Below are 25,117 nucleotides of genomic sequence, written 5' to 3'. Positions count from 1 at the left end.
CCTTATGGAAAATTACAGCAACACCAAACCCGGAGAAAGGAGGTTTTCACTTGGCGTATGTACCCGTACCCAAAGACTTATCCAAAGTCAAGACAAAAGTAGCGTTCAACCTTACCAAACGGCAGATTGTATGTTTTGCGGCGGCTCTCCTGTTCGGCTTGCCGCTTTTCTTTCTGCTCAAAGACAGCACAGGCACAAGCCTTGCGTCTATGGCTATGATTGCTGTCATGCTGCCCTGTTTCCTGTTCGCCATGTATGAAAAGCATGGACAGCCCCTTGAAGTAGTGGTGAAGAACATCATTCAGACGAAATTCATAGCCCCCAAAGAACGACCATACAGGACAGACAACTTTTATTCCGTCTTAGAACGGCAGAGAAAACTTGAAAAGGAGGTATCAGCGATTGCAAAAGGAAACACGAAGAAACAGCGCGGCGGGAAGCGCAAAGCCTAACCCGCCCCGCAAGCTCACCCGCGCCGAGAAAAAGCAGATTGCGGAAATCATCAGACAGGCAAAGGGCGACGGGAAAGCGCACACCGCGCAGCAGACAATCCCCTATATCCAGATGTACCCGGACGGTATCTGCAAGGTTACGGGACGGAAATATTCAAAGACCGTCGCCTTTGAAGATATTAACTATCAGCTTGCACAGGCAGACGACAAGACCGCCATTTTTGAGAACTGGTGCGACTTCCTCAACTACTTTGACGCTTCCGTTTCGGTACAGCTCTCTTTCATCAATCAGGGGACGCAGCGCGGCGAAGCGGAAAAGGCGGTCAATATCCCGGCACAGGAGGACGCTTTCAATTCTATCCGCACAGAATACCGGGATATGCTGAAAAACCAGCTTGCAAAGGGCAACAACGGGCTTGTCAAAGCAAAATATATCACCTTTGCCATTGAAGCCGACAGTCTGGGCGCGGCGAAATCCCGCCTTGCCCGTATCGAAACGGACGTGCTGAACAACTTTAAGCTCTTGGGCGTGTCTGCCCGCCCCATGACAGGCTATGAACGCCTTAAAATGCTGCATGGCATTTTCCACCCGGAGGGCGGGCAGTTTTCCTTTGATTTTTCATGGCTTGCCCCGTCCGGGCTTTCCACAAAGGACTTTATCGCCCCGTCCTCTTTCCGTTTTGGCGAGGGGCGGTATTTCCGCATGGGGCGCAAAATCGGCGCGGTTTCATTCCTTGAAATCCTTGCCCCGGAATTAAACGACCGTATCTTATCCGACATTCTGGACTTGGAAACGGGCGTTATCGTCAATCTGCATATCCACAGTATCGACCAGACCGAAGCCATAAAGACAATCAAGCGGAAAATCACCGACCTTGACAAAATGAAAATCGAGGAACAGAAGAAAGCGGTACGCAGCGGCTATGACATGGATATAATCCCGTCCGACCTTGCCACGTTCGGCAGCGAAGCGAAAAATCTCTTACAGGACTTGCAGAGCCGGAATGAAAGAATGTTCCTCTTGACGTTCCTTGTGGTGAACATGGCGGACACGAAGCGGAAACTGGAAAATGACGTATTCGCGGCGGCAGGCATTGCACAGAAGAATAACTGCGCCTTAACCCGCCTTGACTACCAACAGGAAGCGGGGCTTATGTCCTCTGTACCGCTTGGGGAGAACCTTATCCCCATTCAAAGGGGGCTTACCACGTCAAGCACCGCTATCTTTATCCCCTTTATCACACAGGAGCTTTTTCAATCTGGCGCGGCTTTATACTACGGCTTAAACGCCCTGTCTAACAACATGATACTCTGCGACCGCAAGCAGCTAAAGAACCCCAACGGCTTAATCTTGGGTACGCCGGGAAGCGGGAAATCCTTTGCAGCCAAACGGGAAATGACAAACGCTTTCCTCATTACCGACGACGACATAATTATCTGCGACCCGGAAGCAGAGTATTTTTCCCTTGTGCAGCGGCTTGACGGGCAAGTGATACGCTTGTCGCCTACGGGCAAGGGCATTGACGGGAAGCCCCAGTATGTGAACCCTATGGATATTAACCTTAATTACAGCGAGGACGACAGCCCCCTTGCGCTGAAATCCGACTTTATCCTCTCCCTCTGCGAGCTTGTCATAGGCGGCAAGGAGGGCTTGCAGCCCGTCGATAAGACCGTCATTGACCGCGCCGTTAGGAACGTGTACCGCCCTTTCCTTGCAGACCCCGCCCCGGAGAAAATGCCGATTTTGGGCGACCTCTACGACGAGCTTTTGAAGCAGCCGGAGCCGGAAGCGGCGCGTATTGCGGCGGCGTTGGAGCTTTATGTTTCCGGGAGCCTTAACGTGTTTAACCACCGTACCAACGTGGAACTTTCTAACCGCCTTGTCTGCTTTGACATCAAGCAGCTTGGGAAGCAGCTCAAAAAGTTAGGTATGCTCATTGTGCAGGACCAGGTATGGAACCGCGTCACCGTCAACCGGGCAGAAAGGAAATCCACCCGGTATTTTATGGACGAATTTCATCTTCTCTTGAAAGAGGAACAGACCGCCGCCTATTCCGTTGAAATCTGGAAGCGTTTCAGAAAATGGGGCGGCATACCCACAGCAATCACGCAGAACGTCAAAGATTTGCTTGCTTCCCGCGAAGTGGAGAATATCTTTGAAAACTCTGATTTTGTCCTCATGCTCAATCAGGCGGCGGGCGACCGGGCTATCCTTGCAAAGCAGCTCAACATCTCCCCGCAGCAGATGAAGTATGTCACCCACACCGAAGCGGGCGAGGGGCTTATCTTCTACGGGAACGTGGTGCTGCCCTTTGTAGACCGCTTCCCGAAAGACACCGAGCTTTACCGGGTAATGACGACGAAGCCGGAGGAAGTGGGCGAAGCATGAACGGGCTGAAAACTGACACAATCATCAACCGGGACGCGCTCTATGCCTTGCGGGAGCTTCCAGAGGAAAGCGTACACTGTTGCGTCACAAGCCCGCCCTACTATGCACTTAGGGATTACGGGCTTGACGCGCAGATTGGGCGGGAGGACACGCCGGAGCAGTACATTGACAGGCTGACCGAAGTTTTCCGCGAGCTGCGCCGGGTACTGCGTTCAGACGGTACACTCTGGCTGAACATTGCGGACACCTACTGCGGCACAGGAAATAAAGGCTACCATGCAGACCCGAAGAACCCCAAAGGGAGGAACGGGCAAGCCGTATCAATCGCAAGACAGGCGGCGGGCTGCAAGCAAAAGGATTTAATCGGTATCCCTTGGCTTTTAGCCTTTGCCCTACGCGCTGACGGGTGGTATTTACGGAGCGACATTATCTGGCAGAAAGAAAACCCCATGCCGGAGAGCGTGAAAGACCGCCCTACCCGCTGCTATGAACATATCTTTCTGCTTACGAAGTCAAAGAAATATTTCTATGACGCAGCCGCCATAGCCGAGCCGTTAGCCCCCACAACGGCGGCGCGGTACCGCACCGGGCGCAGCGCGGGACAGAAATATGCGGACGAAATACCCGGACAGGGGAAAGTACAGGGGCTTAACCGGGCGCGAAGCGGCAGCTACTACGACGAAGCCCTCATGCCGACCATGCGGAACAGGCGGGACGTGTGGCTTATCAATACCGTTCCCTACAAGGGCGGGCATTTCGCCGCGTTCCCGCCAAAACTTGCCGAAACCTGTATCAAGGCGGGCTGTCCGAAAGGCGGCGTTGTGCTTGACCCCTTTTTCGGCAGCGGCACGACGGGGGCAGCCGCAAAGCAGCTTGACAGGCATTATATAGGCATTGAGATAAACGCCGAGTATTGCGCCCTTGCAAGGGCGCGGATTGGAGGGACAGACACATAAAACAATATAAGGCGCGTGAAAAAGTCACGCAGAAAATGACCCGCGAGGGGGCTGTCGAGGTAAACGCCGCTACCGGGAAAAAGAAACGTATCAGCAAGCGGATAAGGGACGCGGACTTTGCAAAGACCGAAGCCCCACCGCAGCCGGAACAGGCAGCGCAGCCCCTACCGGGCGGCGCAACTTCCCCGCCCTTAACCGACACGCCGCCGCTTCCCCATGCGCCGGGGGCAGAATGGGAACAGGACACCGCAGCAGCCGAGCGCGTCTTGGAACGTATCGACGGGGCGCGTACCAGAAAGGCGAGCAAAAAGGCGGCGAGGAAAGCACAGGCAGAAGCCACAGCAAAAGAAAAATCTTCCCGCTTGCAGTTTACCGACGAGGAACGGGCAACGCCGGAGCTTGAAAGGTATATCCGAAAATCGGACAAAGCAGCCGACCGTCTGGACGCGGCAAAGGCGGCTATCCCCAAAGAAAAGAAACTTGTACGGGAGCGCACCTTTGATGAAGCCACCGGGAAAGGCAAGACCCGCCTACATTTTGAGGAACAGGAAAAGCCCATAGGAAAGAATAAGCCCCACAATAACCCGCTATCCCGCCCCGCACAGGAAGCGGGTATTTTCGTCCACAACAAGATACATTCCGTTGAAAAGGACAATTCCGGCGTTGAGGGGGCGCACAAATCCGAAGAACTGGCAGAGCGCGGCGCAAAGTACGGGGCGCGGAAAGTCAAGGAGGGCTACCACAGCCACAAGCTCAAACCCTACCGGGCGGCGGCAAAGGCAGAGAAAGCGGCGTTCAAGGCGAATGTGGATTTCCAGTACCACAAAGCCCTGCATGACAATCCGCAGATTGCGGGCAATCCCCTTTCCCGCTTCATGCAGAAGCAGCAAATCAAGCGGCAGTATGCAAAGGCGGCAAGGAAAGGCGGCGCAAAAACGGCGCAGAAAGCCGCAGAGAACACCCGCAAGGCGGCAAAAAAGACCGCCGAGGAAACAAAAAAGGCAATCGCTTTTGTAGGGCGGCACCCGGCGGGCGTATGTATCGCCGTTGCCGCGCTGCTCTTATTCATCATGGTATCGGCGGGGCTTTCCTCTTGCGGCTCCATGTTCTCCGGCTTGATGAACGGCATACTTGGGACTTCCTACACGTCGGAGGACAGCGACCTTGTGGCGACGGAAAATAATTACGCCGCAAAGGAAGCCGAGCTTCAGCAGCAGATTGACAATATCGAAAGCACCCACCCCGGCTATGATGAATACCGCTATGACCTTGACAGTATCGGGCATAACCCCCATGAGTTAGCGTCCTACCTCACCGTACTTTTACAGACCTACACCCCGCAGAGCGCACAGGCAGAATTAAACCGCGTCTTTGCCATGCAGTACACCTTGACGCTGACGGAAGAAACGGAAATCCGCTACCGCACAGAAACAAGCACAGACCCGGAAACCGGGGAAACGACCACCGAGGAAGTACCCTACGAGTACCATATCCTTAACGTGAAGCTGACAAACAAGCCCATTTCCGAGATTGCGGAGGAACTTCTAACGCCGGAGCAGCTTGAAATGTACCGCGTCTATCTGGAAACAAGCGGCAACAAACCGCTGATTTTCGGCGGCGGTTCCCCCGATATGGGCGCGTCCGAGGATTTAAGCGGCGTACAGCTTGTAAACGGCACACGCCCCGGCAACACCGCCGTTGTAGACCTTGCGAAGCGGCAAGTCGGCAACGTGGGCGGGCGACCCTTTTGGAGCTGGTACGGATTTAACAGCCGCGTGGAATGGTGCGCCTGTTTCGTTTCATGGTGCTACAATCAAGCCGGGAAAAGCGAGCCGCGCTTTGCCGGGTGCCAGTCACAGGGCGTACCCTGGTTCCAGTCACGCGGGCAATGGGGCGCGAGGGGCTATGCGAATATCGCCCCCGGCGACGCTATCTTTTTCGACTGGGACGGGGACGGGAGCGCAGACCATGTAGGGCTTGTTATCGGGACGGACGGGGAGCGCGTCTATACCGTCGAGGGCAATTCCGGCGACGCCTGCAAGATAAAGAGCTACCCCGTCAATTATGGCTGTATCAAGGGCTATGGGCTGATGAACTGGAATTAACATATTTTTGAGCAAAGAAAGGAGAAATTTATTGATGGCTATGAACAAAATTGAACGTATCGACAAAGAGATTGCAAAGACCCGCGAGAAAATCACCGAGTACCAGAACAGATTAAGGGGGCTTGAAGCGCAGAAAACCGAAGCGGAAAACCTGCAAATCGTACAGCTTGTGCGCTCCATGCGCCTTTCCCCGCATGAGCTTTCCGCTATGCTTTCCGGGGGCGGTATTCCGGGTATGGAAGCCGCGCCGGGCTACCCCGCAGAACCCGCAGACCATGACACCGAAGAAATGGAGGACACCGAGAATGAATAAGAAAATCCTTAGAACCTTGACCGCACTTTGCGCCGCCCTTGTACTTATGGGCGGCTTTTCCGTCACCGCTTTTGCACAGACCCCGGAGGGAGAGGACGACACCAACGACAGCGGCGTTGTCTACGAGGAACCCCAAAAGGAAGAACCCCTCACCCCGGACGGGAACGCGACCCTTGTAGACGATTTCGGCGGCAACAAGCAGCTTATCACAGTGACGACCAAAAACGGCAATTACTTTTATATCCTCATTGACCGGGACGACGAGGGCGAGGACACCGTACATTTCCTTAATCAAGTGGACGAAGCCGACCTTATGGCACTTATGGAGGACGGAAGCACCGAAGCAGCCCCGCCCGCCGTTTGCAGTTGTACCGGGAAATGCGAAGCCGGGAAAGTAAATGTGAGCTGCCCCGTCTGCAAGGACAACATGACCGCTTGCAGCGGCAAGGAAGCGGAGCCGGAAACCGAAGAACCGCCGGAGCAGCCCAAAGAAAAAGGCAATGCGGGCGGGCTTGTGCTTTTCCTTGTCGTGGCACTTCTTGGCGGCGGGGGCGCGTTCTATTATTTTAAGTTTATTAGACGCAAGCAGAACGTCAAGGGCGGCACCGACCTTGAAGATTTCGATTTTGACGACTACGACGAGGACGAGCCGGAGCCGGACGAGGGGGACGGGCTTTCTGATGAAGAACAGGAGGACGAGGAAGCATGACCCTGTTTACTGACAATCCCTTTGAAAAGATGATGATACAAAGACCGGGCGGGCGGCGTGACAATGCGCCGCCCGTTCCCCATTCCCCGGCTTGCGCTTCCTGTCCGTACAAAGGGCAGCTCCCTTGTGTGGGCTACTGTCTGAAACAGGTACAGGAGAAAAAGGCAAGTGAGCCGGAACGCTGAAAGGAGGATTTTTTTCATGGCACTTACACTTGTGATTGCAGAAAAGCCGAGCGTGGCGCAGACTATCGCCGCTGCGCTTGGCGTTAAGGAAAAGAAAGACGGATTTATCGAGGGCGGCGGCTACCTCATTTCATGGTGCGTCGGGCATTTGGTACAGCTTGCGGAAGCTGCCGCCTACGGGGAGCAATATAAAAAATGGAGTTTTGAGAGCTTACCCATTCTGCCGGAGGAATGGCAGTACGCCGTTGACCCGGACAAGGGGAAGCAATTCAAAACCCTAAAAGAGCTTATGCACCGCGCCGACGTTTCCGAAGTGGTAAATGCGTGTGACGCGGGGCGCGAGGGTGAATTGATTTTCCGCTTTGTCTACGAAGCGGCGGGCTGCAAGAAGCCCATGCGCCGCTTGTGGATTTCCTCAATGGAGGACGGGGCAATCAAGGCGGGCTTTGCTTCCCTCAAAGACGGGCGGGAATACGACGCGCTCTTTGCGTCTGCCCTCTGCCGCGCAAAGGCTGACTGGCTTATCGGCATTAACGCCACCCGGCTTTTCTCCTGCCTGTATGGAAAGACCTTGAACGTGGGGCGCGTCCAGACCCCGACCTTAAAAATGCTCACCGACCGGGACGCGGCTATCTCCCATTTCCAGAAAGAAAAATATTATCATGTGCGCCTTGATTTATCCGGCGCGGAAGCGGCAAGCGAAAGGATTTCAGACAAGGCAGAAGCCGCCGCGCTGAAAGGGGCTTGCGAAACAGAAACGGCGGTATGCGTTTCCCTTACCAGAGAGAAGAAAACCGCAGCCCCGCCGAAGCTCTTTGACCTTACCTCTTTGCAGCGGGAAGCGAACCGCATTTTCGGCTACACCGCGAAACAGACCCTTGACCTTGCACAATCCCTTTATGAAAAGCGGCTCCTTACTTATCCGAGGACGGACAGCAGCTTTCTTACTGACGACATGGGCGGCACCGTAGCGGGCATTATCGCGCTGCTCTGCGAAAAGCTCCCCTTTATGGCGGGCGCGGACTTCACGCCGGAGGTTGCAAAGGTATTAGACAGCAAGAAAGTATCAGACCACCACGCAATCATTCCCACTATGGAGCTTGCAAAGGCTGACCCGGACGCGCTGCCGGAAAGCGAGAAAAATATCCTTACCCTTGCGGGGGCGCGTCTGCTCTCTGCCACCGCCGAGCCGCATATCTTTGAAGCGGTTACGGCGGTTTTCTCATGCGCTGATACGGAGTTTACGGCGCGGGGAAAGACGGTGCTTTCTGACGGGTGGAAAGAGATTGAACACAGATACCGGGCGACGCTGAAAGATAAACCCGACCCGGAGGACGGGGAAAATGAGGGTGTGACGCTGCCGGAGCTTTCCGAGGGACAGGGCTTTCCTAACCCCGCCGCAAAAGTAACGGAGCATACCACAACGCCGCCGAAGCCCCACAGCGAAGCAAGCCTTTTGTCGGCTATGGAACGCGCCGGGAACGGGGACACCGACCCGGACGCGGAACGCCGGGGGCTTGGCACTCCCGCCACCCGCGCCGCCGTCATTGAAAAACTGGTAAAGGGCGGCTTTGCAGAGCGCAAGGGGAAGCAGCTTATCCCCACGCAGAACGGAGCCGCCCTTATATCAGTGCTGCCGGATATGCTCACTTCCCCGCAGCTTACCGCAGAATGGGAAAACAATCTGACGCAGATAGCAAAGGGAGCCGCAGACCCCGGCGAATTTCTGTCCGGCATTGAAGCTATGGCGCGGGAGCTTATTCAGACACACGCCGCAGCACTGGACGGGAAAAAGGATTTGTTCCGGGAGGAAAAGCCCTCTATTGGGAAATGCCCCCGTTGCGGTTCCCCCGTCCATGAAGGGAAGAAAAACTACTATTGCAGCAACAAAGAATGTGCCTTTGTCATGTGGAAGAACGACCGCTTTTTTGAGGAACGCAAGACCGCTTTTTCCGCGAAGATTGCCGCCGCGCTCCTTAAATCCGGCAAGGCGAATGTGAAGAAACTCTACTCCCCGAAAACAGGCAAGACCTACGACGGAACTATCGTTTTAGCCGATACTGGCGGGAAATACGTCAACTACCGTATCGAAGTGCAGAAGAACTAAAAACTTGAATAGCAAGCATAGGAAGCGGGTACCCACTTCCGTAAATCCCCGTTGCGACGCTGACGCGCCGGACGGGGATTTTGCTTGTTGGGAAGTTTCCCAAACCCTCTAAAAATCTTCAAAAAACTTTGGCAGAAATGCGGGTGTACCCGTAGTAGACCATGCAGCCAAAAAATGCAGCTTATGACGCTGCCGCAGAGAAAGGAGGTTTTTCACTATGGCAAGTTTACGGGACACCGTAAAGGACTATCAAGACGAGCTTAGGGACGGTATCGCATGGGTGGCGTTCTGGAAACAGGGGCGTTCATGGAACGCGGAATATTTTCATCTTGATATGGACGACACGCTCTACCCGGAGGACAGGAGCCGGTTAGAGGAAATCAAAAGCACCGACCCCGCCGCCGTTATCTTAAACGGCTACTATTGCGGGCATTTAGGCGAGGACATGAGCCTTGACGAGCTGACCGCCGGAGTGCGTTACCACTACGAAAACAGCATGAACGACATTGACGGTTTTATCGGAGCGCATGACGACAGGCTTCCCCCGGAGGTTATCGAGGAAGCGAGGGCAGCCGCCCATGAAGCGGGGCTTCCCTTTTCCGAAAAGCCCTACCGGGACGGGGAGGATTTTAACCCCTATGTATTTGACGGGAGCATGAGCATTGAGGATTTTGAGCTTATGCACCGCATGATTGAAAAAGAAAGGAGCGAACAAATGGCAGAACCGATTTTAAGCGGCTATCTTTCCAATCTTGGGAAGTACACCGAGGGCAGACCCGCGGGCGAATGGGTGACATTCCCCACGACTGCCGAACATCTGAAAGAAGTCTTTGACCGTATCGGGATTGACTTCAAGCACTATGAGGAATGGCATTTCACAGAATTTCAATCCACTATCCCCGGCTTGACGGAGCATTTAAGCGAGTATTCCCACCCCGACGAGCTGAACTATTTAGGGAAGCTCTTGGAAATGCAGTTTGACGACGACCGGGAGAAATTCATTGCAGCCATTGAATACGGCGACCATGCCGACAGCTTACAGGACATTATCAACCTTGCACAGAACCTTGACTGCTACTGGATTTATCCGTCCGTCCACAATGAAGAAGAATACGGGCGTTATCTGGTTGATGAACTGGAAGAACCGGAACTTCCCGAAGAAGCGAAAAAGTATTTCATGTATGAGGAATATGGGCGCGACGCTTCCATTAACGACGACGGTATGTTTACCGAAAAGGGCTATATCTACAACAACCGCAACACCTTTACAGAATGGTACGACGGGCGCGACGTGCCGGAGGAATACCGGGTAACGCCGCAGCCCCCGCAGCGGTCAATCCCCGACCCGGAAAAGGTAGAAATGGACGCAGCCGCGCCGGGGCAGAGAACCGCGCAGACCGCAGAGCAGCCACAGGAGCCGCGCCCGGTTATCCCTATCGTGCTGACGAGCGAGAAGCCCGCCGAGAAATTAAAAGAGATTACCGACCGTCTGGAACAGGGCATTGCGGAACTCTTTGACAGCGAGCGTTACAAGGAATATCTGAAAGTCATGTCAAAATTCCATAATTACAGCTTCCGAAACACCGTCCTTATCGCCATGCAGAAACCGGACGCTTCCCTTGTGGCGGGCTTTTCCGCTTGGAAGAACAACTTTGAGCGAAACGTGATGAAAGGGCAAAAGGGAATTAAAATCATTGCCCCGTCGCCCTATAAAATCAAACAGGAAATGCAGAAAATCGACCCGCACACGCAGAAGCCCATAATCGGCAAGGACGGAAAGCCCGTCACCGAGGAAAAGGAAATCACCATACCCGCCTACAAGGTGGTATCCGTCTTTGACGTTTCCCAGACCGAGGGAAAGGAGCTGCCGGACATTGCGGTTGACGAGCTGACAGGCGACGTTGACCGCTACAAGGATTTTTTCGCAGCCCTTGAAAAGACTTCCCCCGTTCCTATCGCTTTTGAGAATATCGAGGGCGGCTCTCATGGCTACTACCACTTGGAGGACAAGCGCATTGCTATCAACGAGGGCATGAGCGAATTACAGACCTTAAAGACCGCTATTCACGAAATCGCCCATGCGAAGCTGCACGACATTGACCTCAACGCGCCAAAGGACGAGCAGCAGCCCCACATTGACCGCCGCACCCGCGAAGTCGAAGCGGAAAGCGTCGCCTATACTGTCTGCCAACATTACGGGCTTGACACGTCGGACTACTCTTTCGGCTATGTCGCCGGGTGGAGCAGCGGGCGGGAGCTGTCCGAGCTGAAAAGCTCCCTTGAAACGATACGCAGCGCAGCCGCCGAGATTATCAATTCAATAGACGAAAATCTTGCGGAGCTGCAAAAGGCACAGGACAAGGAGCAGACCGCCGGACAGGAGCAGCCCACCAGAGAGGAAAAGGCAGCCCCGAAAGAACAGCCGCAGCCGGAAGCCCCGTCAAAGGCAGATACAGCCGGAAAAGAGAAGCCGGAGCCGGAAGCAGCCGCACCGGGAAAATCCGGCGCACAGGAAAAAGCGGGCACAGCCCCGAAAGAAGCCTTTACCCCGGAAACGATTTACAGAGTACGCCGGAACCCTTACAGCGACAGCCGGGATAACAGCTACCTCTTGCAAGCCTATGTGACACAGGAGAACGGGCGGGCGAAAATGGGCGACGTGCTTTATACGGGAACGCCGGAGAAATGCCGCGAGCTTATGGGGCAGCTCAAAAGCGGCGAGCTGACCGAGGGCGACATAAAGCAGCTTTACGCAAAGGCACAGGAAACGGCGCAGACCACCGGACAGGGCAAAGACACCTTTTCCATTTACCAGATAAAAGGCGGGGACGAAACAAGGGATTTCCGCTTTGAGCCATACGACCGCCTGCAGGCGGCGGGAAATGTGGTTGACAGGGCGAACTATGAGCTTGTCTATTCCGCGCCCCTTGCGCCGGAAACTTCCCTTGAAGATATTTACGCCCGTTTCAATATCGACCACCCCAAAGATTTTAAGGGACACAGCCTTTCCGTTTCGGACGTGGTAGTACTTCATCAGGACGGACAGGACGCGGCGCATTTCGTTGACAGTGTAGGTTTCCGGGAAGTGCCGGAGTTTTTACAGGAGCAGAAGCAGCTTACCCCGGACGACTTGGAAACGGGCGAAACTGTCAAAACACCAAGGGGGACTTTCCATGTGACCGCCATGAGCCGGGAGCAGATAGAAGCCGCCGGATATGGCTTTCACCACCAGTCGGACGACGGAAAGTATCTGATTATGGGGAATGGGACGCGGGCGTTTGCCGTTGCCGCAGAACAGGCGCAGCGGGACAATCCCTTGAAAACCGCCGAGCAGACCACAGAGCAGAACGGGAACATGATTGACGGTATCATCAACAACACCCCCACCGTTGACGAACTGGAAGCAAAAGTAAAGGCGGGCGAGCAGATTTCCCTTGTTGACCTGGCTAACGCTGTCAAAGCCGACAAGGAGCGCGGCAAGGGAGCGAAGCCGGAAAAGAAACCCTCTATCCGGGCGCAGCTTAGAGCCGACAAGGAAAAGGCACAGAAGAAAAACGCAAAGCAGAAGTCACAGGACTTGGAAAGGAGCTGACCCATGCCGGAACAGAGCAAATTTGAAAACGTGGATTTGTTTGCTTCCCTTGAAGCGATTATGAAGCAGAACACAGGCTTTTACCAGAGCGACTTAGACATTGACAAAGAGATTATCGCAAAGGCGGCAGCAAGCCCCCACAGGGAGGACAAGACCCTTTTGTGGTTCTGCCGCCCGTCCGGGACGCACTGTTTCCGGGAGCGCGACGTTTTCCTCAAAGATACCGCACCCCACAACACATGGCGTTTCTACATGGAGCAGACAAGCGACCGCGTACTTGCCTATGCAATCGAGCTGACGGGCAAGGAGCGCGGGAAAATCAAGGGCAATCTGTACGAACTGGACTACGCTAAACATTATGAGCGTGTCAAGGAAAAGGAGCTGCCCGCCGATACGGTGAAGCTGATTTATGAGCATGGGGAAAGGGTACAGGAAGCCGGGAGATATTTTGACGGAACCCCAGACCCGCAGCTTGGGAAGTTTGAACGCTTTGAAGCCGTACCCAACGACCCGGACGCGCTGCAAGCTCTTTTACAGGAAGAACGGCGCAGCCGGGAGCAGCTTTCGCCGGGGGACTTCAAGGCGCATATCGCAGCCTTGCGGGACGGGCTGATTGAAACGGAAGCGCGGCGCATTGTGCGGGAAATGAAGCGGCATTACGAACCGAACAGCCCGAACAAGACCCATTTCATGGCAGAGCTTTCCCCGGCGTTCATGCGGCTTGCAGCCACAAAGGACACTGACCGCCTTTTCTCCATGCTGCCCTACAAGACACTTTCCTTTTCCAAAATCGAGGGCAGACATGGGACGTATGCGCTGATTGACAAGGGGGAGAACCGGGACAGGGAGATAAGGAAGCCCCGCCCCTCTATCCGGGCGCAGCTTAAAGCAGACAAGGCAAAGACCGCCCCGAAAAAGGCGGCGAAAACAAAAAATCACGATATGGAGGTATGAGCATGATTAGACTGACTGTTGAAGAAACAAACCTTTTGAGTATTTACAACGAGGGCGGAAAGCGGGCTTTGATTGAGAATGTCAACGCCGCGCTGCCCTACATGGACGCGGATATGCGGGAGCTTGCAAAGCGCACCCTTTCCAAAGTGGACGCTTTGACCGAAGCGGAATTTGCAGAGCTTCCCATTTACGCCGCTGATGAAGTATGAACGGGGTTAAGCGGCTGACGCCGCCCCAGAGCCGGAAAGTCAACGCCCTTGTACGCCGGACGTGCTGCAATTATGATAACGGGAACTGTATCTTACTGGACGACGGGGACGAGTGCGTATGTCCGCAGCTCATTTCCTATTCGCTTCTCTGCAAGTGGTTCCGGGCTGCGGTACTTCCCGCCGACAGGCTGCTCTATGCGGAGCTTTACCAGACCGGGGACAGGAAGAAGTGTACCGAGTGCGGCGCGTTCTTTGCGTCAAGCTCCAACAGCGTCAAATACTGCCCCGACTGCCGGAAGCGTATCACCCGCAGACAAGCCGCCGAGCGCATGAGGAAAAGACGCGCCCCTGTTACGCAGTAGGCGCATAAAATCCCTTGATTTACAGGGCTTTCCGGGCGTGAAAATCAGATAGGCGATACTTTATACCTTTACCCCCGAAAATGGCGTTCTACTGCGTAACATTCACGAAAACAGCACCCATAAAAAGACAGGGCGCGGAAGTCATATACTGGCTTCCGCGCCCTGTTCTTTTTTTGCCTATCTGACATTTCCCTTTTCCATTTCTTCAAGCGGGAACTGCGGGAGGGCTTCTATCAGCTTCTTTGTGATAGACTGGCGCATATCTTCGTTGATTTCCTGTTTCGTGCTTCCGTCTGGCTGTCTGACCGCTACCGTCGATAGCCTGTCGATTTCGTCCTTGTAGCAATCCACGACTTTCTCCACCGCCCATTTCTCCCCGGCAACGGCGGCGCGTATGGTTTCATATTCCGGCATTTTCTGGTTTTCCATGCTCAACGCTCCTCTGCTTTTTGATAGCCCTATCATAGCACAGCGGCGGGGATTTTGCTATCCTTATCCGCGTTCTGTTTCCTTTTCCCGTTCCGGCTGTCTGTCTGCCTGTAAAATGCTGTCAATGTTCTGCTTGATAATATCATATTCCCGGACTTTCTTTTTCAATTTTCCATAGTCGGCGTAAAGGGCTTCTTTCTGCGCTTGGAGGGCTTCATACTCCGATTGCAGCGCGGCGAGGTTCGGGAGCTTCGCAATGCCCGCCGCTTTCAGTGACCTTACGGCGGCTTCATGGAGGATAATTGCCTGTTCCTGTCCGGCGCGGTACTTCTCCCTGTTCCTTGCCTTGCGGTATGCGTCATAGACAGGCTTTGTCTTTTGATAGGTGGAAACATTCTTGATAAGCACCGCCATTTCCGCAAGCCGCTTTTCGGCGTTCTTCAATGCGTCTGCCGCCTGTCCGCTTTCCGCTGCCATTTCCTCAATCCGGCTGACTAAATCCGCGTACTGCTCAATCTTATGTTCCGTCAAGAAATTCATTGTTTTAGCTGCCTGTTTCAGATTGTGGATTTTCGCCCACTGTTCATAGCCCTTACTCTGCGCTGCCTTGATACTGTTCTCAATGTCGATAAGCAGCGACACGCCGCGCTGCTCTCTGGGAGCTTTCGCCACCTTTGTCCGTCTGCCCGCTATCCGTTCCCTTACGGCTTCCTCTGTATAGTCTGCGCCGAGGGTTTTAAGGCGGGTGAAGCGTTCCTGTCCGGGGGCGCGGCATGATACATATTTCCCCGGCTTTATCTCATAGCCCGCCGCCTGTAACCGCGTTAGCAATTCCTCAAAACTGGAAACTTGGGGGATAAGCGCGTCAACAGTGGTTTTCAGCTTGCCTTTCCAACTTGTACCCGTCTTTTCTGCCTGGTACTCCGCATAGCTCTTTCCCTTGCTGCCCTTGCCGGGGACGACAACGGACAAGCCATTTTCCCGGCACAGCTTGTCGCTCATGTTCCGTATGCCGTAATAGCTCCTTTTGTTGGAATTGTATTTATGGTGGTCTACAAAGTTCACCGCGCAAAAAATGATATGGTTATGGACGTGTCCTTTGTCAATGTGCGTCGTGAGTACATACTCATGCTGCCCCTTTGTTACCGCGTCGGCAAGCTGCTTTCCGATTTCATGGGCTTTCTGATAATCGACTTCCCCCGGCTCAAAGGACTGTATCAGATGAAAGGCTAAATTGTTCCCCTTTTGGAGTGCTTGCGACAGGGTATATTCAAACTCAATATCTGCCGTTTCATAGGAGCAACCGAAAGAGGACACAAGCATTTTCCCGTCCGTCTTGTCCGGGTTTTCGATATAGTCAAGGGCTTTGCTTAGAGTGCTTTTAATAGGCTTAATCTTTGTAACCGCCATATCTCCGCAAGCACCCCCTTTATTTCCTCTATGTCCTCTTGGTATGCGTTCCCCGTCGCGTTTACGCGGCGTGCTATCTGGTTGACGTTGACACCGATTTTCTGTATCTCTGCGGTCATAGCCTTTATATCGGCGTGGTCTATCTGAATGATATACCCGTCAATGGCAATCTTCCGCAGATACGCCGCCATGTTCCGGGTGGGTACGAGCTTCATTTTTTCCAGTATTAAATCCCGTTCCGCTTCCGTCACTCTGAATTTGATTTGCACTGTCCTTTTGCGTCCGTCCATGTGTTCGCTCCTTTCCTTTCCGTTCCGAGGGTTTGGGACACTTCCCAACAAGCAATTTTCAACCGACGCGCCGCAGCGCGGGAGGGCGAAAATACGGAAGTGGGTACCCGCTTCCTATGCTTGCTACGAATGTTTTTATCCTTTAGGCTCTTATCCCTTACTACGGAGAAAAAGCGATTTTGCCAAACTTCCGCAAAAGAAAAACGCTGCAATCTCAAAAAAGATTACAACGCTCTCTAAATCCTGTTCAGTTTTAAGTCGGACATTCCTATTCGCCCTCTTTTTCGACTTCGGAAATCTCCTTTGCCGTTGCGGTTACAATCCGTATGCCTGTATCGCTCATACCGTCAAGAAGCGCGTCAAGCTGCCGCCGCTGCGTGTTCTTCTCCGGCGGCGTTTCTAAAAGGAATTGGTCTACGGATATATGGTAACGCTGTATCAGCTCAAAGAATATCTGTAAACTTGGGTGCTGCCCCTTGTTCTCAATGTTCGCAAGGTAGCGCGGCGAGATAAACATTTCGTCGCCTACTTTCTTGCGGCTCTCCTTGCATCCCTCACGCGCTGCCTTTATCGCTGCCCCAAAAGCCTTGAAGTCGTATTTTGGTACTGGTCTTTTTGCCATATTTATTCACCCTATTACATTTTACTGTTCCCCTTTCTTCTTGGATATGTCTACGTAGTTCTATCAGTTAGCCAAAATAATTCATATATATATATGTTGACAACAAGCTGCTTTTGTATATAATATTATATAAAAGGGGGGGAATGTTTATGTTACATAGCATGCGTATTCGATAAGCATTGAAATCAAAAAAGATTTTTCCCATTTTCAATATGGGCTTTTTTGTCATGCTTATTTTGCGTATGCTATACAACAAAACTAACGACGTATAGACATAGTATAAAAACTATGCCTTAATTTTGTTGTAGTATTATATGTATAAATGCAGGTCAATGCTCATGTTGAGAATTGACCTGCATTTTTTTGCGCAAAAGGAGAAATATTATGCTTGAAAAATATTGGATAAAATGTCCAATTTGTAACGGAAAGACGAGGGTTCAAGTATTTTATAATACGGTATTAAGAAATTTTCCTCTTTTCTGCCCTAAATGTAAATTAACGCATATCGTTGATGTTGAAAAACTAGAAATCATAATCAAAAACTCTGAAAAACAAACTTTTTAATTTTGAAAAGGAAGGATATTTAAATGAAACACTTACCTAAAAGTACACCTACGGAAATATTGAATGACCCATACGGATTTACTTACAAAGAAATGTCGGAAGTAATTGGAGAGGATAAAGCAAGAGCCTTATATACGGAATTGTATAAACAGCCATTTCACAAAGAAAATCTATCAATATCAACAAAAAAAGTCTATAAAAGTAGCGATACTGAAAAGTATGTTTATGAATTGAAAGATAACAGGTATATTGAAACGGTTTTTATTAAACGGCGAGATGGTGGGACTGTTTGCGTAAGTACGCAAGTTGGTTGTTCTGTTGGCTGTATTTTTTGTGAGTCCGGACGCAATGGTTTTGTTCGTAATCTAACACCGTCTGAAATTGTGCAGCAGGTTGTATTGATACGTCAAAAAGTAAATCGTATCGTTTTTATGGGAATGGGAGAACCTTTATTCAATTACGACAACTTGATTGCAGCAATCCATATTCTTCGAGATAGAAATGGACTTAACTTTCCAACCGACGGCATTACCGTATCAACAGTTGGTCCAGTTAATCAATTAAAAAAATTGCGCGAAGAACATCTAAAAATTCAGTTGACAATATCTTTACATGCAGCAACACAGGCTGCGAGAAACTGTATCATTCCTCATATGCACATGTACGCTATTGAAGATGTTGTTAAGCAAGCATTGTCCTATTCTCAAAGGCATAATCGAAAAGTGGTATTTGCGTATTTGCTTTTACCAGGTATAAATGACCGTTCCTCAGATATAAGGCAACTTGCAAAATGGTTTAAGGGCAAAAATGTTATGATTAACGTGCTGCAATACAACCCGACGAGTAATTCAAAAATTAGAGCACCACAAAAACAAGAAATGGTTGCGTTCAAACATCAATTAGAGCAAACAGGACTTGAAGTTACCATGAGAGTTTCTCATGGTAGAGAGATTAAAGCAGCTTGTGGACAGTTAGCTAATACATATAATAAAGCCAAAAAACAACAGAAATAATTTAATTAAAAGAGCCAGACGCACAGACGCAGAGCCGATAATATGCAGTTTGAAATACTGCTGTTATCGGCTCTTTTTTGATTTTAATTTGTGCCCCTAATAACCATATTGGAGCAAAATCAGAACTGTTGCTTGTCGTTCTTTGATTTCCGCAGCAGCTTTGAAAAATCAAAGCCGCCGTTTCTTTTTATCTTCTAATGAAATGACGCGGTATCACTGTTGAAATCGGCGGCTAAAGGAGGTAGCCGCCATGAAGCAAAAAGCATATCGACAAAATCCGACAGTTATTGACTTATCAAAAAAAGCCCGCCCACCACCGGGGGAAACTACGCTTATATATATGAACTGTCTAATCATCTGGATACTGCTTACAATGCCTATGCGCCCGTCCGGGCTTTTCGGACGGGCGCATTTTGTACGTTCAAAAAATTTTTGAAGAAATTTCAAAAAATCTTCGGCGTTTTTGAAAAACGCCGTATTGCCCCGCGAAAAGGGGGGAAGCACCACCAACTTTCCAACGAGAAAGGAGGTGAGAATGTGGAACCTAATAGCAGGGAGTTTTACAAACAGTGTGCTTTTCAGAAGTTTTGTAATACGGTATTGCACAATGAAGCTTGCGACACCCATAGAGAACTTCGCAGACACAAGGCAAAGGAAGTGACCTTTTCCGACATGACCTTAGACGAAGCGCGGCAGCTTCATACGTTTGATGAATATTTCAAACGTGAAGCCGCCGAAACCGTCTTTGAGAAAGCCGGGAAGAAAATCACGCCAAAGCTGCTTCTTGAAGCAATCCGTACTTTGCCGGAAGAAAAGCGCAAAGCCATATTGCTGTATTACTTCGAGGGAATGAACGATACCGAGATTGCGGAGCTGTTCAACACGTCGAGAAGCACGATACAGTACAGGCGGACAAGCTCTTTTGAGAAATTAAGAAAATATCTGGAGGAAAATGCTGATGAATGGGACGAATGGTAACGAACCCGGCTACCCGGAAAATGCCCTTGTTCCTTATCCTGTCATTGTGGCAGCGACAAAGGGCGACCCGGACGCCATGAAGATTGTCTTGCAGCATTTCAGCGGCTACATAGCCCGCCTCTCCATGCGGAAGCTGTACGACGAGCGCGGGAACGTCTATTTTGGCGTAGACCACGACATTCGGGAACGGCTGCAAGCAAAACTGATGATGGCTGTCCTCACCTTTAAGGCAGAGGAATAAACCGCAGCGGCGGCGGGACGCTTTCTCTCTCCCCCTTTTCCGTTCCGCTGCTGACGCGGCAGCAAAGCCATTCTGAACCTTGACAAAGAAAGCGGCGCAAGATAACGGCGGCGCAGCATAGGGCAAATCGGGTACGTTCCTTTTGCGCCGAGCCATACGGCGGGTGCGCCATGACGCTATCTGGGTGAGGTTATCCCCGCCCGGACAGCCGAGCGACCAACACCGCGCCGGAAAGCAAGTGTAGCGGCTTGCGGGCGACGACACGCAGAATATACAATGATACTTCCTTACAGCCACAGTCCGAGCGTTAAGAGCGTCGCAGGCAATGGGTAGGGCTGCATGAGAACCATGCGGGGGTGCAATTCCCATGAGGTTATGCTGATAACCGTCCGATTAAAGCCTTTGTTTTATTGAATAGTGGACTTGCTGCTATTCATAGACTGTATTATATGTTTGCGAAAGAAAGGGGGATTTTCTTTGACGCAAAACCAAACGCCCGTTACCACAACGGAGCATAAAATAGGAAAAGTTACTTACCTTGTATGTTCGTCCGCAAGTGAACGCGCAACGGACACACTGGATAAAAAGATAAAAAAACTCATTCGCAAAGACATGGAACTGAACCCCGCAAACGCCCGGAAATAGGGCGTTTCTTCACATTTTATACATGACACAGGCAGCGGTATGTGGTATAATATAGACAGTACAAATACCATGCTTGTCTGTCGTCGGAAAGGAGGACAAAATGTTACAGACAGACAAGATTACCGCTTTATATTGCAGATTGAGCCAGGAAGATATGCAGGCCGGGGAAAGCGAGAGCATACAGAACCAAAAGATGATTTTACAAAAGTATGCTGACGAACACCACTTTTTCAACACGCGCTTTTTCGTAGACGACGGATTTTCCGGCGTGAGCTTTGAGCGTGAGGGGCTTCAAGCCATGCTGCATGAAGTTGAAGCCGGGAACGTGGCGACCGTCATAACAAAAGACCTTTCCCGTCTGGGACGTAATTATCTGAAAACCGGGGAGCTGATAGAGATTGTCTTTCCCGAATACGAAGTGCGCTACATTGCCATTAACGACGGTGTAGACACAGCGAGGGAAGATAACGAGTTTACCCCTCTGCGGAACTGGTTCAACGAGTTTTACGCCCGCGACACCTCAAAGAAAATCCGGGCTGTCAAACAGGCAAAGGCGCAGAAAGGGGAGCGCGTCAACGGCGAAGCTCCTTACGGCTACCTTATCGACCCGGATAACCGCAATCATCTGATACCCGACCCGGAAACGGCACACGTCGTAAAACAGATTTTTGCAATGTATGTACGGGGCGACCGTATGTGTGAAATCCAGAACTGGCTGCGGGACAATGAGATATTGACCGTCGGGGAACTGCGCTACCGCAGGACAGGAAGCAAACGCCACCCCCGCCCACAGCTCAACGCATGGTACAACTGGCCGGATAAGACACTGTACGACATTCTGACAAGGAAAGAGTATTTAGGGCATACCATAACCGGGAAAACCTACAAGGTATCTTATAAGTCGAAAAAGACAAAAAAGAACCCGGAGGAAAAACGGTATTTCTTCCCCAACACTCACGAACCTTTGATTGATGAAGAAACCTTTGAACTTGCACAGAAGCGGATTGCCACCCGGCAACGCCCGACAAAGGTTGATGAAATCGACCTGTTTTCCGGGCTGCTCTTTTGCGGGGACTGCGGCTATAAAATGTACGCAGTACGCGGAGCCGGGACGCTTGAACGGAAACACGCCTACACTTGCGGCAACTACCGCAACCGGGCAAGAAATGATATGCTCTGCACTACGCATTATATCCGCAAAAGCGTATTGAAAGAACTTGTCCTTGCAGACTTGCAGCGCGTAACGTCTTATGTGAAAGAGCATGAACAGGAGTTTATCGAAACCGCCAACGAGTGCAGCGCAAAGGCAGTACAAAAGACGCTGACACAGCAGCGGAAAGAACTTGACAAGGCGCAGAACCGTATTAACGAGCTGAACATCTTATTCCGCAAGCTCTACGAGGACAACGCTTTAGGGAAACTTTCAGATGAACAATTTGCTTTTCTGACTTCCGGCTATGATGAAGAAAAAAAGACGCTGACCCGGAGGATTGCGGAGCTGTCACAGGAAATCGACAACGCCACCGAGCGCAGCGCGGACGTAAAAAGGTTTGTCGCACTGGTACGCAGATACACAGCGATTGAAGAACTGACCTACGAAAACGTCCATGAATTTATTGACCGTATTCTTATTCACGAACTGGATAAGGAAACGAACACCCGCAAAATCGAAATCTTTTATAGCTTTGTCGGCAGAGTTGATACAGGCGACAAGCCTACCGAAAGTATCTCCTATTTCAGACAGATAGGAGCCGACGTAAAGAGTTATGCTATCTAACATACATCAAAAAGAGGTAAGATAACACCCTCTGCAAAAAAGGTATCGTTATCTTACCTCAACAAAATTTGCCCCGGAATAACCGTCGTCGGTGTACCAGCGTAAATTTGTAAAGCCGTTCTGCTTGGCGTAGGTTTCCCAAATCCGCTTTTGGTTGGAAATGGAATTGCTTTCGCCCTGCAATTTGTCCTCATGGGATAATCTCGGATAAAGGGCGGTAATGAGATTTTGGGTGGTCTGTCTTAACATAATATCCTCCGTTTCCGACAGCCAGCCCCACTATTCCGTACCTTGATTGTACCACATGGGGGCGGCTGTCTGTATAGCGGCAAAATGCAAAAAATGCTTCTTTATCTCCCGGTAAAATGACAGTCTTTTAGATAGGCTTATCGCAAGTCTGGGAAACGGGCGGCAGGTGTCCGGCGGCGGCTTCCGCTTCCAACACTTTTATCATCTTGTCGGCGGCGGTTTCGGTGCTGTTCTCCTTGAAAAAGCCGGACACAACAAGGATTGTGTTTCCTATCCTCGTTTCCGTCACGCAATCTGGGCGGCGAGCGGTGCGGTCTTTCCTCGTGGTGTCGGTCATAGGCAATTCTCCTTTCCGTCGTTTAGCAGTTCTTTCAGGCATTCTAACTTGCTCTGCGCTGTTTTCCTACGGAAGTTCCCGCCGGTAAAGAGTATAGGCGGACGCATTTCAAGCAGACGATCATAAATCCGAGCGTGGGCGGTGTCCTGTGGGTGGTGTAGCTCGTTCAGCGTGAGGTTGGTCGTAACGATCAACGGCTTTTTGCTGCGGTAACGGCTGTCTATGACGTTGTAAAACTGTTCTAAACCGTATTCCGTTCCGCGCTCCATGCCAAAATCGTCGATAATCAGAAGCGGGTAGCGGAAAAGGCGGGAAATATATTCGTTCCTACCCTCAAAGCTGGCGGCAAGGTCATTGAGGATAAGGGCAAAGTTCGTCATATAGACAGGAATTTTCGTCATATAGACAGGAATTTCTTTTTCCATAAGGGCGTTTGCGATACAGCCCGCAAGGTAGCTCTTTCCGGTGCCGACGCTGCCCCAGAACAGACAGCCTAAGTTTTCCGCGTATTCCCGTTCCCATTTCTCCACATAGCGGTGGGCGGTGGCTGTCTGCGGGTTTTCCCCGTTGTCGTTCTCAAACGTCCATTCCCTCATAGTCTGGTCGGTAAAGCCTCGGCGTTTCAAGTCCTCCACCGCGTCAAGGTGGCGGCGGCGTTCCTCGCGGCTTCCCGTTCCTCGCGGATTTTCCGCTGACAGTCGCACTCTGCCGGGTGGCGGGCGCGTCCGAAGATAACCGCCTTATCCGGCGTGAAATAGGCTTCTTTCGCTTTTTGCACTTGCCGCAGTATAAAAGCCCGTCCGCGCCGGTATAGTCCTCCGGCTCCGGGGCGGTCTGTGTCGTGCCTAAAATCGTGCTACCAAACTCTATTGTCATAAGCTCTCTCCCTCCTTGTAGGAATAGTCCGGCAAACCGCTTGCGGCTCCCTTTCTATCCTTGTCCGCCCAACGGCGCAGGGCGGCGGCATAGTTCTGATAGGTTTTCCCGGTGGCGGCAAGGTAATGGCTCATTTCCTCAATCAGCCGTTCCAGCCTGTCCGGGTATTCAGTCTGTAACTCGGCGTATTCTTCTTTGAACAAGTAAACATTGTTATATCTTTCATAGGTGGCGGGCGGCTCCCCACTCACTCCCATTGTTTGGCTCTCTATTAAGTGATTTATATTAGTTTTATTAGTGGTCGGTTTTCCGGCTATCATAAGGTCACTTTTCCGGCTGTCATAAGGTCGGTTTTCAGGACTTATGAGGGTCGGTTTTCCGTCCGTCATAGGTACGGAAATCTGGACGACTGGCGGCACTTTCACATACAGGTGGTTAGCGGCGGCAAAGCCTTCCCGTTTCCGTTCCAGAAGCCCCACGCCGTCCAGCTCGTTTAGGGCGTTCTTGATAGCAATCACTCCTTTATCCAGTATTTCCGCTATCTCCGTAATCGGATAGACAATGAACACGCGCCCCTCGCCGTCTGTCCAGCCGTTCTTTTGTGAGAGGGCGGAACGGTCTAAAAACAGGGCGTACAGCAGCTTGGCGGTTTGGGATATGTCCATTTTCAGCAGAAAACGGGGATAAGGCAGGTAGGGCGGCGGGGGTAAGGTCGTTTCGGTGGTAATATAATCAGCGATAAGTACCGCCTCCTTTCCCGTCTGGCTGCTTTGCCCGCTTGGAAATAAACGCCGGACACTCGATAATGGTCGCCCGGAAGCTCTGTTTACAGGTGCGGCGGCACTTGCGGCAAAGGGGGTTGTAAGTAATGCGGTTACGCTCGATGAGAAAAAAAGCCCATTCCTCTTTGCGCTTCTTGCTCATTCTCGGCATAGCGGCTCCTTTCTGCCGTTCCCGCCGGTGTGACGGGATAGGCGGTTTTTTGTGTATGGTTTCGGTGTCATTTTCGGGGGTTTTCTGCCCTATCCGTTTTGTCGTGTTTCGGTAGCAGTTCGGGGCGGTCTTTATCGGTCTAAATCCTGCCGTCTGCCGCGCCGCGGCTCATTCCGACGCAACATCTGGTCGATATTCCGCTTGACGGTCTGAAGCTCTTTGACACGCTCTTTCTTCCTCCGGTATACGTTATAACGCTCGTTATATTGGACTATGATCTGTTCCAGCCCGGTTTGTAGGTTTTTCGGTTGGGAAGTTTGGTTATCCCCCGCGCCTTGAAATATCGGGCGGCGGCTTCGGCTATGATAAAATCGCTCTCGTATCGTTCCCGGTAGACGATAGTGATAGTATAAAAATAGT

The 25,117-nt window shown here is 51.5% G+C and carries 26 protein-coding genes and 3 pseudogenes; 19 read left to right on the top strand and 10 right to left on the bottom strand.

Features of this window, described 5'->3' with window-relative positions; genetic code table 11:
* Positions 1–50 precede the first annotated feature (50 nt).
* The 12 genes from AOA56_RS14865 (at position 51) to AOA56_RS14810 (ending at position 14,333) form a co-directional block, all read left to right on the top strand.
* Positions 51–452, top strand: a complete 402-nt coding sequence (locus AOA56_RS14865; RefSeq protein ID WP_002569171.1) for a PrgI family protein — start codon at positions 51–53, stop codon at positions 450–452.
* Entirely contained in the window at positions 403–2,841 is a 2,439-nt protein-coding gene (locus AOA56_RS14860; RefSeq protein WP_053769992.1) for a VirB4-like conjugal transfer ATPase, CD1110 family, read from the top strand. The genes AOA56_RS14865 and AOA56_RS14860 overlap by 50 nt, the downstream gene beginning before the upstream one ends.
* Positions 2,838–3,797, top strand: coding sequence for a DNA-methyltransferase (locus AOA56_RS14855; protein ID WP_053769991.1), 960 nt, complete (start codon positions 2,838–2,840; stop codon positions 3,795–3,797). Before AOA56_RS14860 ends, AOA56_RS14855 begins: the two co-directional genes overlap by 4 nt.
* Positions 3,798–3,832: 35 nt before the next feature.
* Complete coding sequence (locus tag AOA56_RS14850; RefSeq protein ID WP_053769990.1) at positions 3,833–5,902, top strand: CHAP domain-containing protein; 2,070 nt, start codon at positions 3,833–3,835, stop codon at positions 5,900–5,902.
* A 34-nt stretch (positions 5,903–5,936) separates the two neighbouring features.
* Positions 5,937–6,215 carry a DUF4315 family protein gene (locus AOA56_RS14845; RefSeq protein WP_002569175.1) on the top strand — a complete coding sequence of 93 codons (279 nt, stop codon included), beginning with the start codon at positions 5,937–5,939 and terminating at the stop codon, positions 6,213–6,215.
* Positions 6,208–6,924 (top strand): DUF4366 domain-containing protein, encoded by a 717-nt coding sequence (locus tag AOA56_RS14840; protein ID WP_053769989.1) that lies wholly within the window; start codon positions 6,208–6,210, stop codon positions 6,922–6,924. The genes AOA56_RS14845 and AOA56_RS14840 overlap by 8 nt, the downstream gene beginning before the upstream one ends.
* Entirely contained in the window at positions 6,921–7,109 is a 189-nt protein-coding gene (locus tag AOA56_RS14835) for a hypothetical protein (RefSeq protein WP_004607959.1), read from the top strand. The genes AOA56_RS14840 and AOA56_RS14835 overlap by 4 nt, the downstream gene beginning before the upstream one ends.
* A gap of 16 nt (positions 7,110–7,125) precedes the next feature.
* Entirely contained in the window at positions 7,126–9,216 is a 2,091-nt protein-coding gene (locus AOA56_RS14830; protein WP_053769988.1) for a DNA topoisomerase 3, read from the top strand.
* 217 nt (positions 9,217–9,433) lie between these two features.
* On the top strand, positions 9,434–12,808 hold the full coding sequence (locus tag AOA56_RS14825; protein ID WP_053769987.1) for an antirestriction protein ArdA: 3,375 nt from the start codon (positions 9,434–9,436) through the stop codon (positions 12,806–12,808).
* 3 nt (positions 12,809–12,811) lie between these two features.
* A complete protein-coding gene (locus tag AOA56_RS14820) occupies positions 12,812–13,762 on the top strand; it encodes a hypothetical protein (protein WP_053769986.1) in 951 nt (316 codons plus the stop codon).
* On the top strand, positions 13,759–13,971 hold the full coding sequence (locus AOA56_RS14815) for a transposon-transfer assisting family protein (RefSeq protein WP_004607965.1): 213 nt from the start codon (positions 13,759–13,761) through the stop codon (positions 13,969–13,971). Before AOA56_RS14820 ends, AOA56_RS14815 begins: the two co-directional genes overlap by 4 nt.
* Positions 13,968–14,333: a cysteine-rich VLP domain-containing protein gene (locus AOA56_RS14810; protein ID WP_053769985.1), complete on the top strand. Its 366-nt coding sequence runs from the start codon at positions 13,968–13,970 to the stop codon at positions 14,331–14,333. The genes AOA56_RS14815 and AOA56_RS14810 overlap by 4 nt, the downstream gene beginning before the upstream one ends.
* Positions 14,334–14,510: 177 nt before the next feature.
* Here AOA56_RS14810 and AOA56_RS14805 read toward each other — a convergent pair whose 3' ends face one another.
* The 4 genes from AOA56_RS14805 to AOA56_RS14790 all read right to left on the bottom strand — a co-directional run bounded on the left by AOA56_RS14805 (position 14,511) and on the right by AOA56_RS14790 (position 17,084).
* Positions 14,511–14,762: a helix-turn-helix domain-containing protein gene (locus AOA56_RS14805; RefSeq protein WP_002569183.1), complete on the bottom strand. Its 252-nt coding sequence runs from the start codon at positions 14,760–14,762 to the stop codon at positions 14,511–14,513.
* A 63-nt stretch (positions 14,763–14,825) separates the two neighbouring features.
* Positions 14,826–16,172 (bottom strand): relaxase/mobilization nuclease domain-containing protein, encoded by a 1,347-nt coding sequence (locus AOA56_RS14800; RefSeq protein ID WP_002569184.1) that lies wholly within the window; start codon positions 16,170–16,172, stop codon positions 14,826–14,828.
* Positions 16,133–16,462 (bottom strand): plasmid mobilization protein, encoded by a 330-nt coding sequence (locus AOA56_RS14795; protein ID WP_002569185.1) that lies wholly within the window; start codon positions 16,460–16,462, stop codon positions 16,133–16,135. Before AOA56_RS14795 ends, AOA56_RS14800 begins: the two co-directional genes overlap by 40 nt.
* 268 nt (positions 16,463–16,730) lie before the next feature.
* Positions 16,731–17,084: a helix-turn-helix transcriptional regulator gene (locus tag AOA56_RS14790; protein WP_053769984.1), complete on the bottom strand. Its 354-nt coding sequence runs from the start codon at positions 17,082–17,084 to the stop codon at positions 16,731–16,733.
* 384 nt (positions 17,085–17,468) lie between these two features.
* Here AOA56_RS14790 and AOA56_RS14785 point away from each other — a divergent pair, with 384 nt between their 5' ends.
* The 7 genes from AOA56_RS14785 to AOA56_RS14755 all read left to right on the top strand — a co-directional run bounded on the left by AOA56_RS14785 (position 17,469) and on the right by AOA56_RS14755 (position 22,302).
* Complete coding sequence (locus AOA56_RS14785) at positions 17,469–17,648, top strand: cysteine-rich KTR domain-containing protein (RefSeq protein ID WP_002588768.1); 180 nt, start codon at positions 17,469–17,471, stop codon at positions 17,646–17,648.
* Between the two features lie 23 nt (positions 17,649–17,671).
* On the top strand, positions 17,672–18,661 hold the full coding sequence (gene rlmN, locus AOA56_RS14780; protein WP_002569187.1) for a 23S rRNA (adenine(2503)-C(2))-methyltransferase RlmN: 990 nt from the start codon (positions 17,672–17,674) through the stop codon (positions 18,659–18,661).
* Positions 18,662–18,911: 250 nt separating this feature from the next.
* Positions 18,912–19,097 (top strand): hypothetical protein, encoded by a 186-nt coding sequence (locus tag AOA56_RS14775; protein WP_009243795.1) that lies wholly within the window; start codon positions 18,912–18,914, stop codon positions 19,095–19,097.
* Between the two features lie 101 nt (positions 19,098–19,198).
* A complete protein-coding gene (locus AOA56_RS14770) occupies positions 19,199–19,639 on the top strand; it encodes an RNA polymerase sigma factor (RefSeq protein WP_002569188.1) in 441 nt (146 codons plus the stop codon).
* A complete protein-coding gene (locus AOA56_RS14765; RefSeq protein ID WP_002569189.1) occupies positions 19,620–19,880 on the top strand; it encodes a helix-turn-helix domain-containing protein in 261 nt (86 codons plus the stop codon). Before AOA56_RS14770 ends, AOA56_RS14765 begins: the two co-directional genes overlap by 20 nt.
* 417 nt (positions 19,881–20,297) lie before the next feature.
* On the top strand, positions 20,298–20,525 hold the full coding sequence (locus AOA56_RS16515; protein ID WP_004607973.1) for a transposon-encoded TnpW family protein: 228 nt from the start codon (positions 20,298–20,300) through the stop codon (positions 20,523–20,525).
* Positions 20,526–20,625: 100 nt separating this feature from the next.
* Positions 20,626–22,302 carry a recombinase family protein gene (locus tag AOA56_RS14755; RefSeq protein ID WP_053769983.1) on the top strand — a complete coding sequence of 559 codons (1,677 nt, stop codon included), beginning with the start codon at positions 20,626–20,628 and terminating at the stop codon, positions 22,300–22,302.
* Positions 22,303–22,365: 63 nt separating this feature from the next.
* On the opposite strand, the pseudogene AOA56_RS14750 reads toward AOA56_RS14755, so the two are convergent.
* The 6 genes and pseudogenes from AOA56_RS14750 to AOA56_RS16235 all read right to left on the bottom strand — a co-directional run.
* A pseudogene (locus AOA56_RS14750) lies at positions 22,366–22,551 on the bottom strand (recombinase family protein); the annotation flags it as partial.
* A gap of 127 nt (positions 22,552–22,678) precedes the next feature.
* Positions 22,679–22,888, bottom strand: coding sequence for a transposon-encoded TnpW family protein (locus AOA56_RS14745; RefSeq protein WP_024734081.1), 210 nt, complete (start codon positions 22,886–22,888; stop codon positions 22,679–22,681).
* Positions 22,885–23,764 (bottom strand): annotated as a pseudogene (locus AOA56_RS14740) (ATP-binding protein). The gene AOA56_RS14745 and the pseudogene AOA56_RS14740 overlap by 4 nt, the downstream one beginning before the upstream one ends.
* On the bottom strand, positions 23,761–24,492 hold the full coding sequence (locus AOA56_RS14735) for a replication initiator protein A (protein WP_024734080.1): 732 nt from the start codon (positions 24,490–24,492) through the stop codon (positions 23,761–23,763). The pseudogene AOA56_RS14740 and the gene AOA56_RS14735 overlap by 4 nt, the downstream one beginning before the upstream one ends.
* Before the next feature lie 4 nt (positions 24,493–24,496).
* Complete coding sequence (locus AOA56_RS14730; protein WP_024734079.1) at positions 24,497–24,697, bottom strand: hypothetical protein; 201 nt, start codon at positions 24,695–24,697, stop codon at positions 24,497–24,499.
* Positions 24,698–24,828: 131 nt separating this feature from the next.
* A pseudogene (locus AOA56_RS16235) lies at positions 24,829–25,117 on the bottom strand (relaxase/mobilization nuclease domain-containing protein); the annotation flags it as partial.

Origin of the sequence: Sellimonas intestinalis, assembly GCF_001280875.1 — a bacterium.
GTDB classification, from domain to species: Bacteria; Bacillota; Clostridia; order Lachnospirales; family Lachnospiraceae; genus Sellimonas; species Sellimonas intestinalis.
Note: the sequence above shows the minus strand (reverse complement) of the source record. Positions and strands in the feature narration are given on the sequence as shown.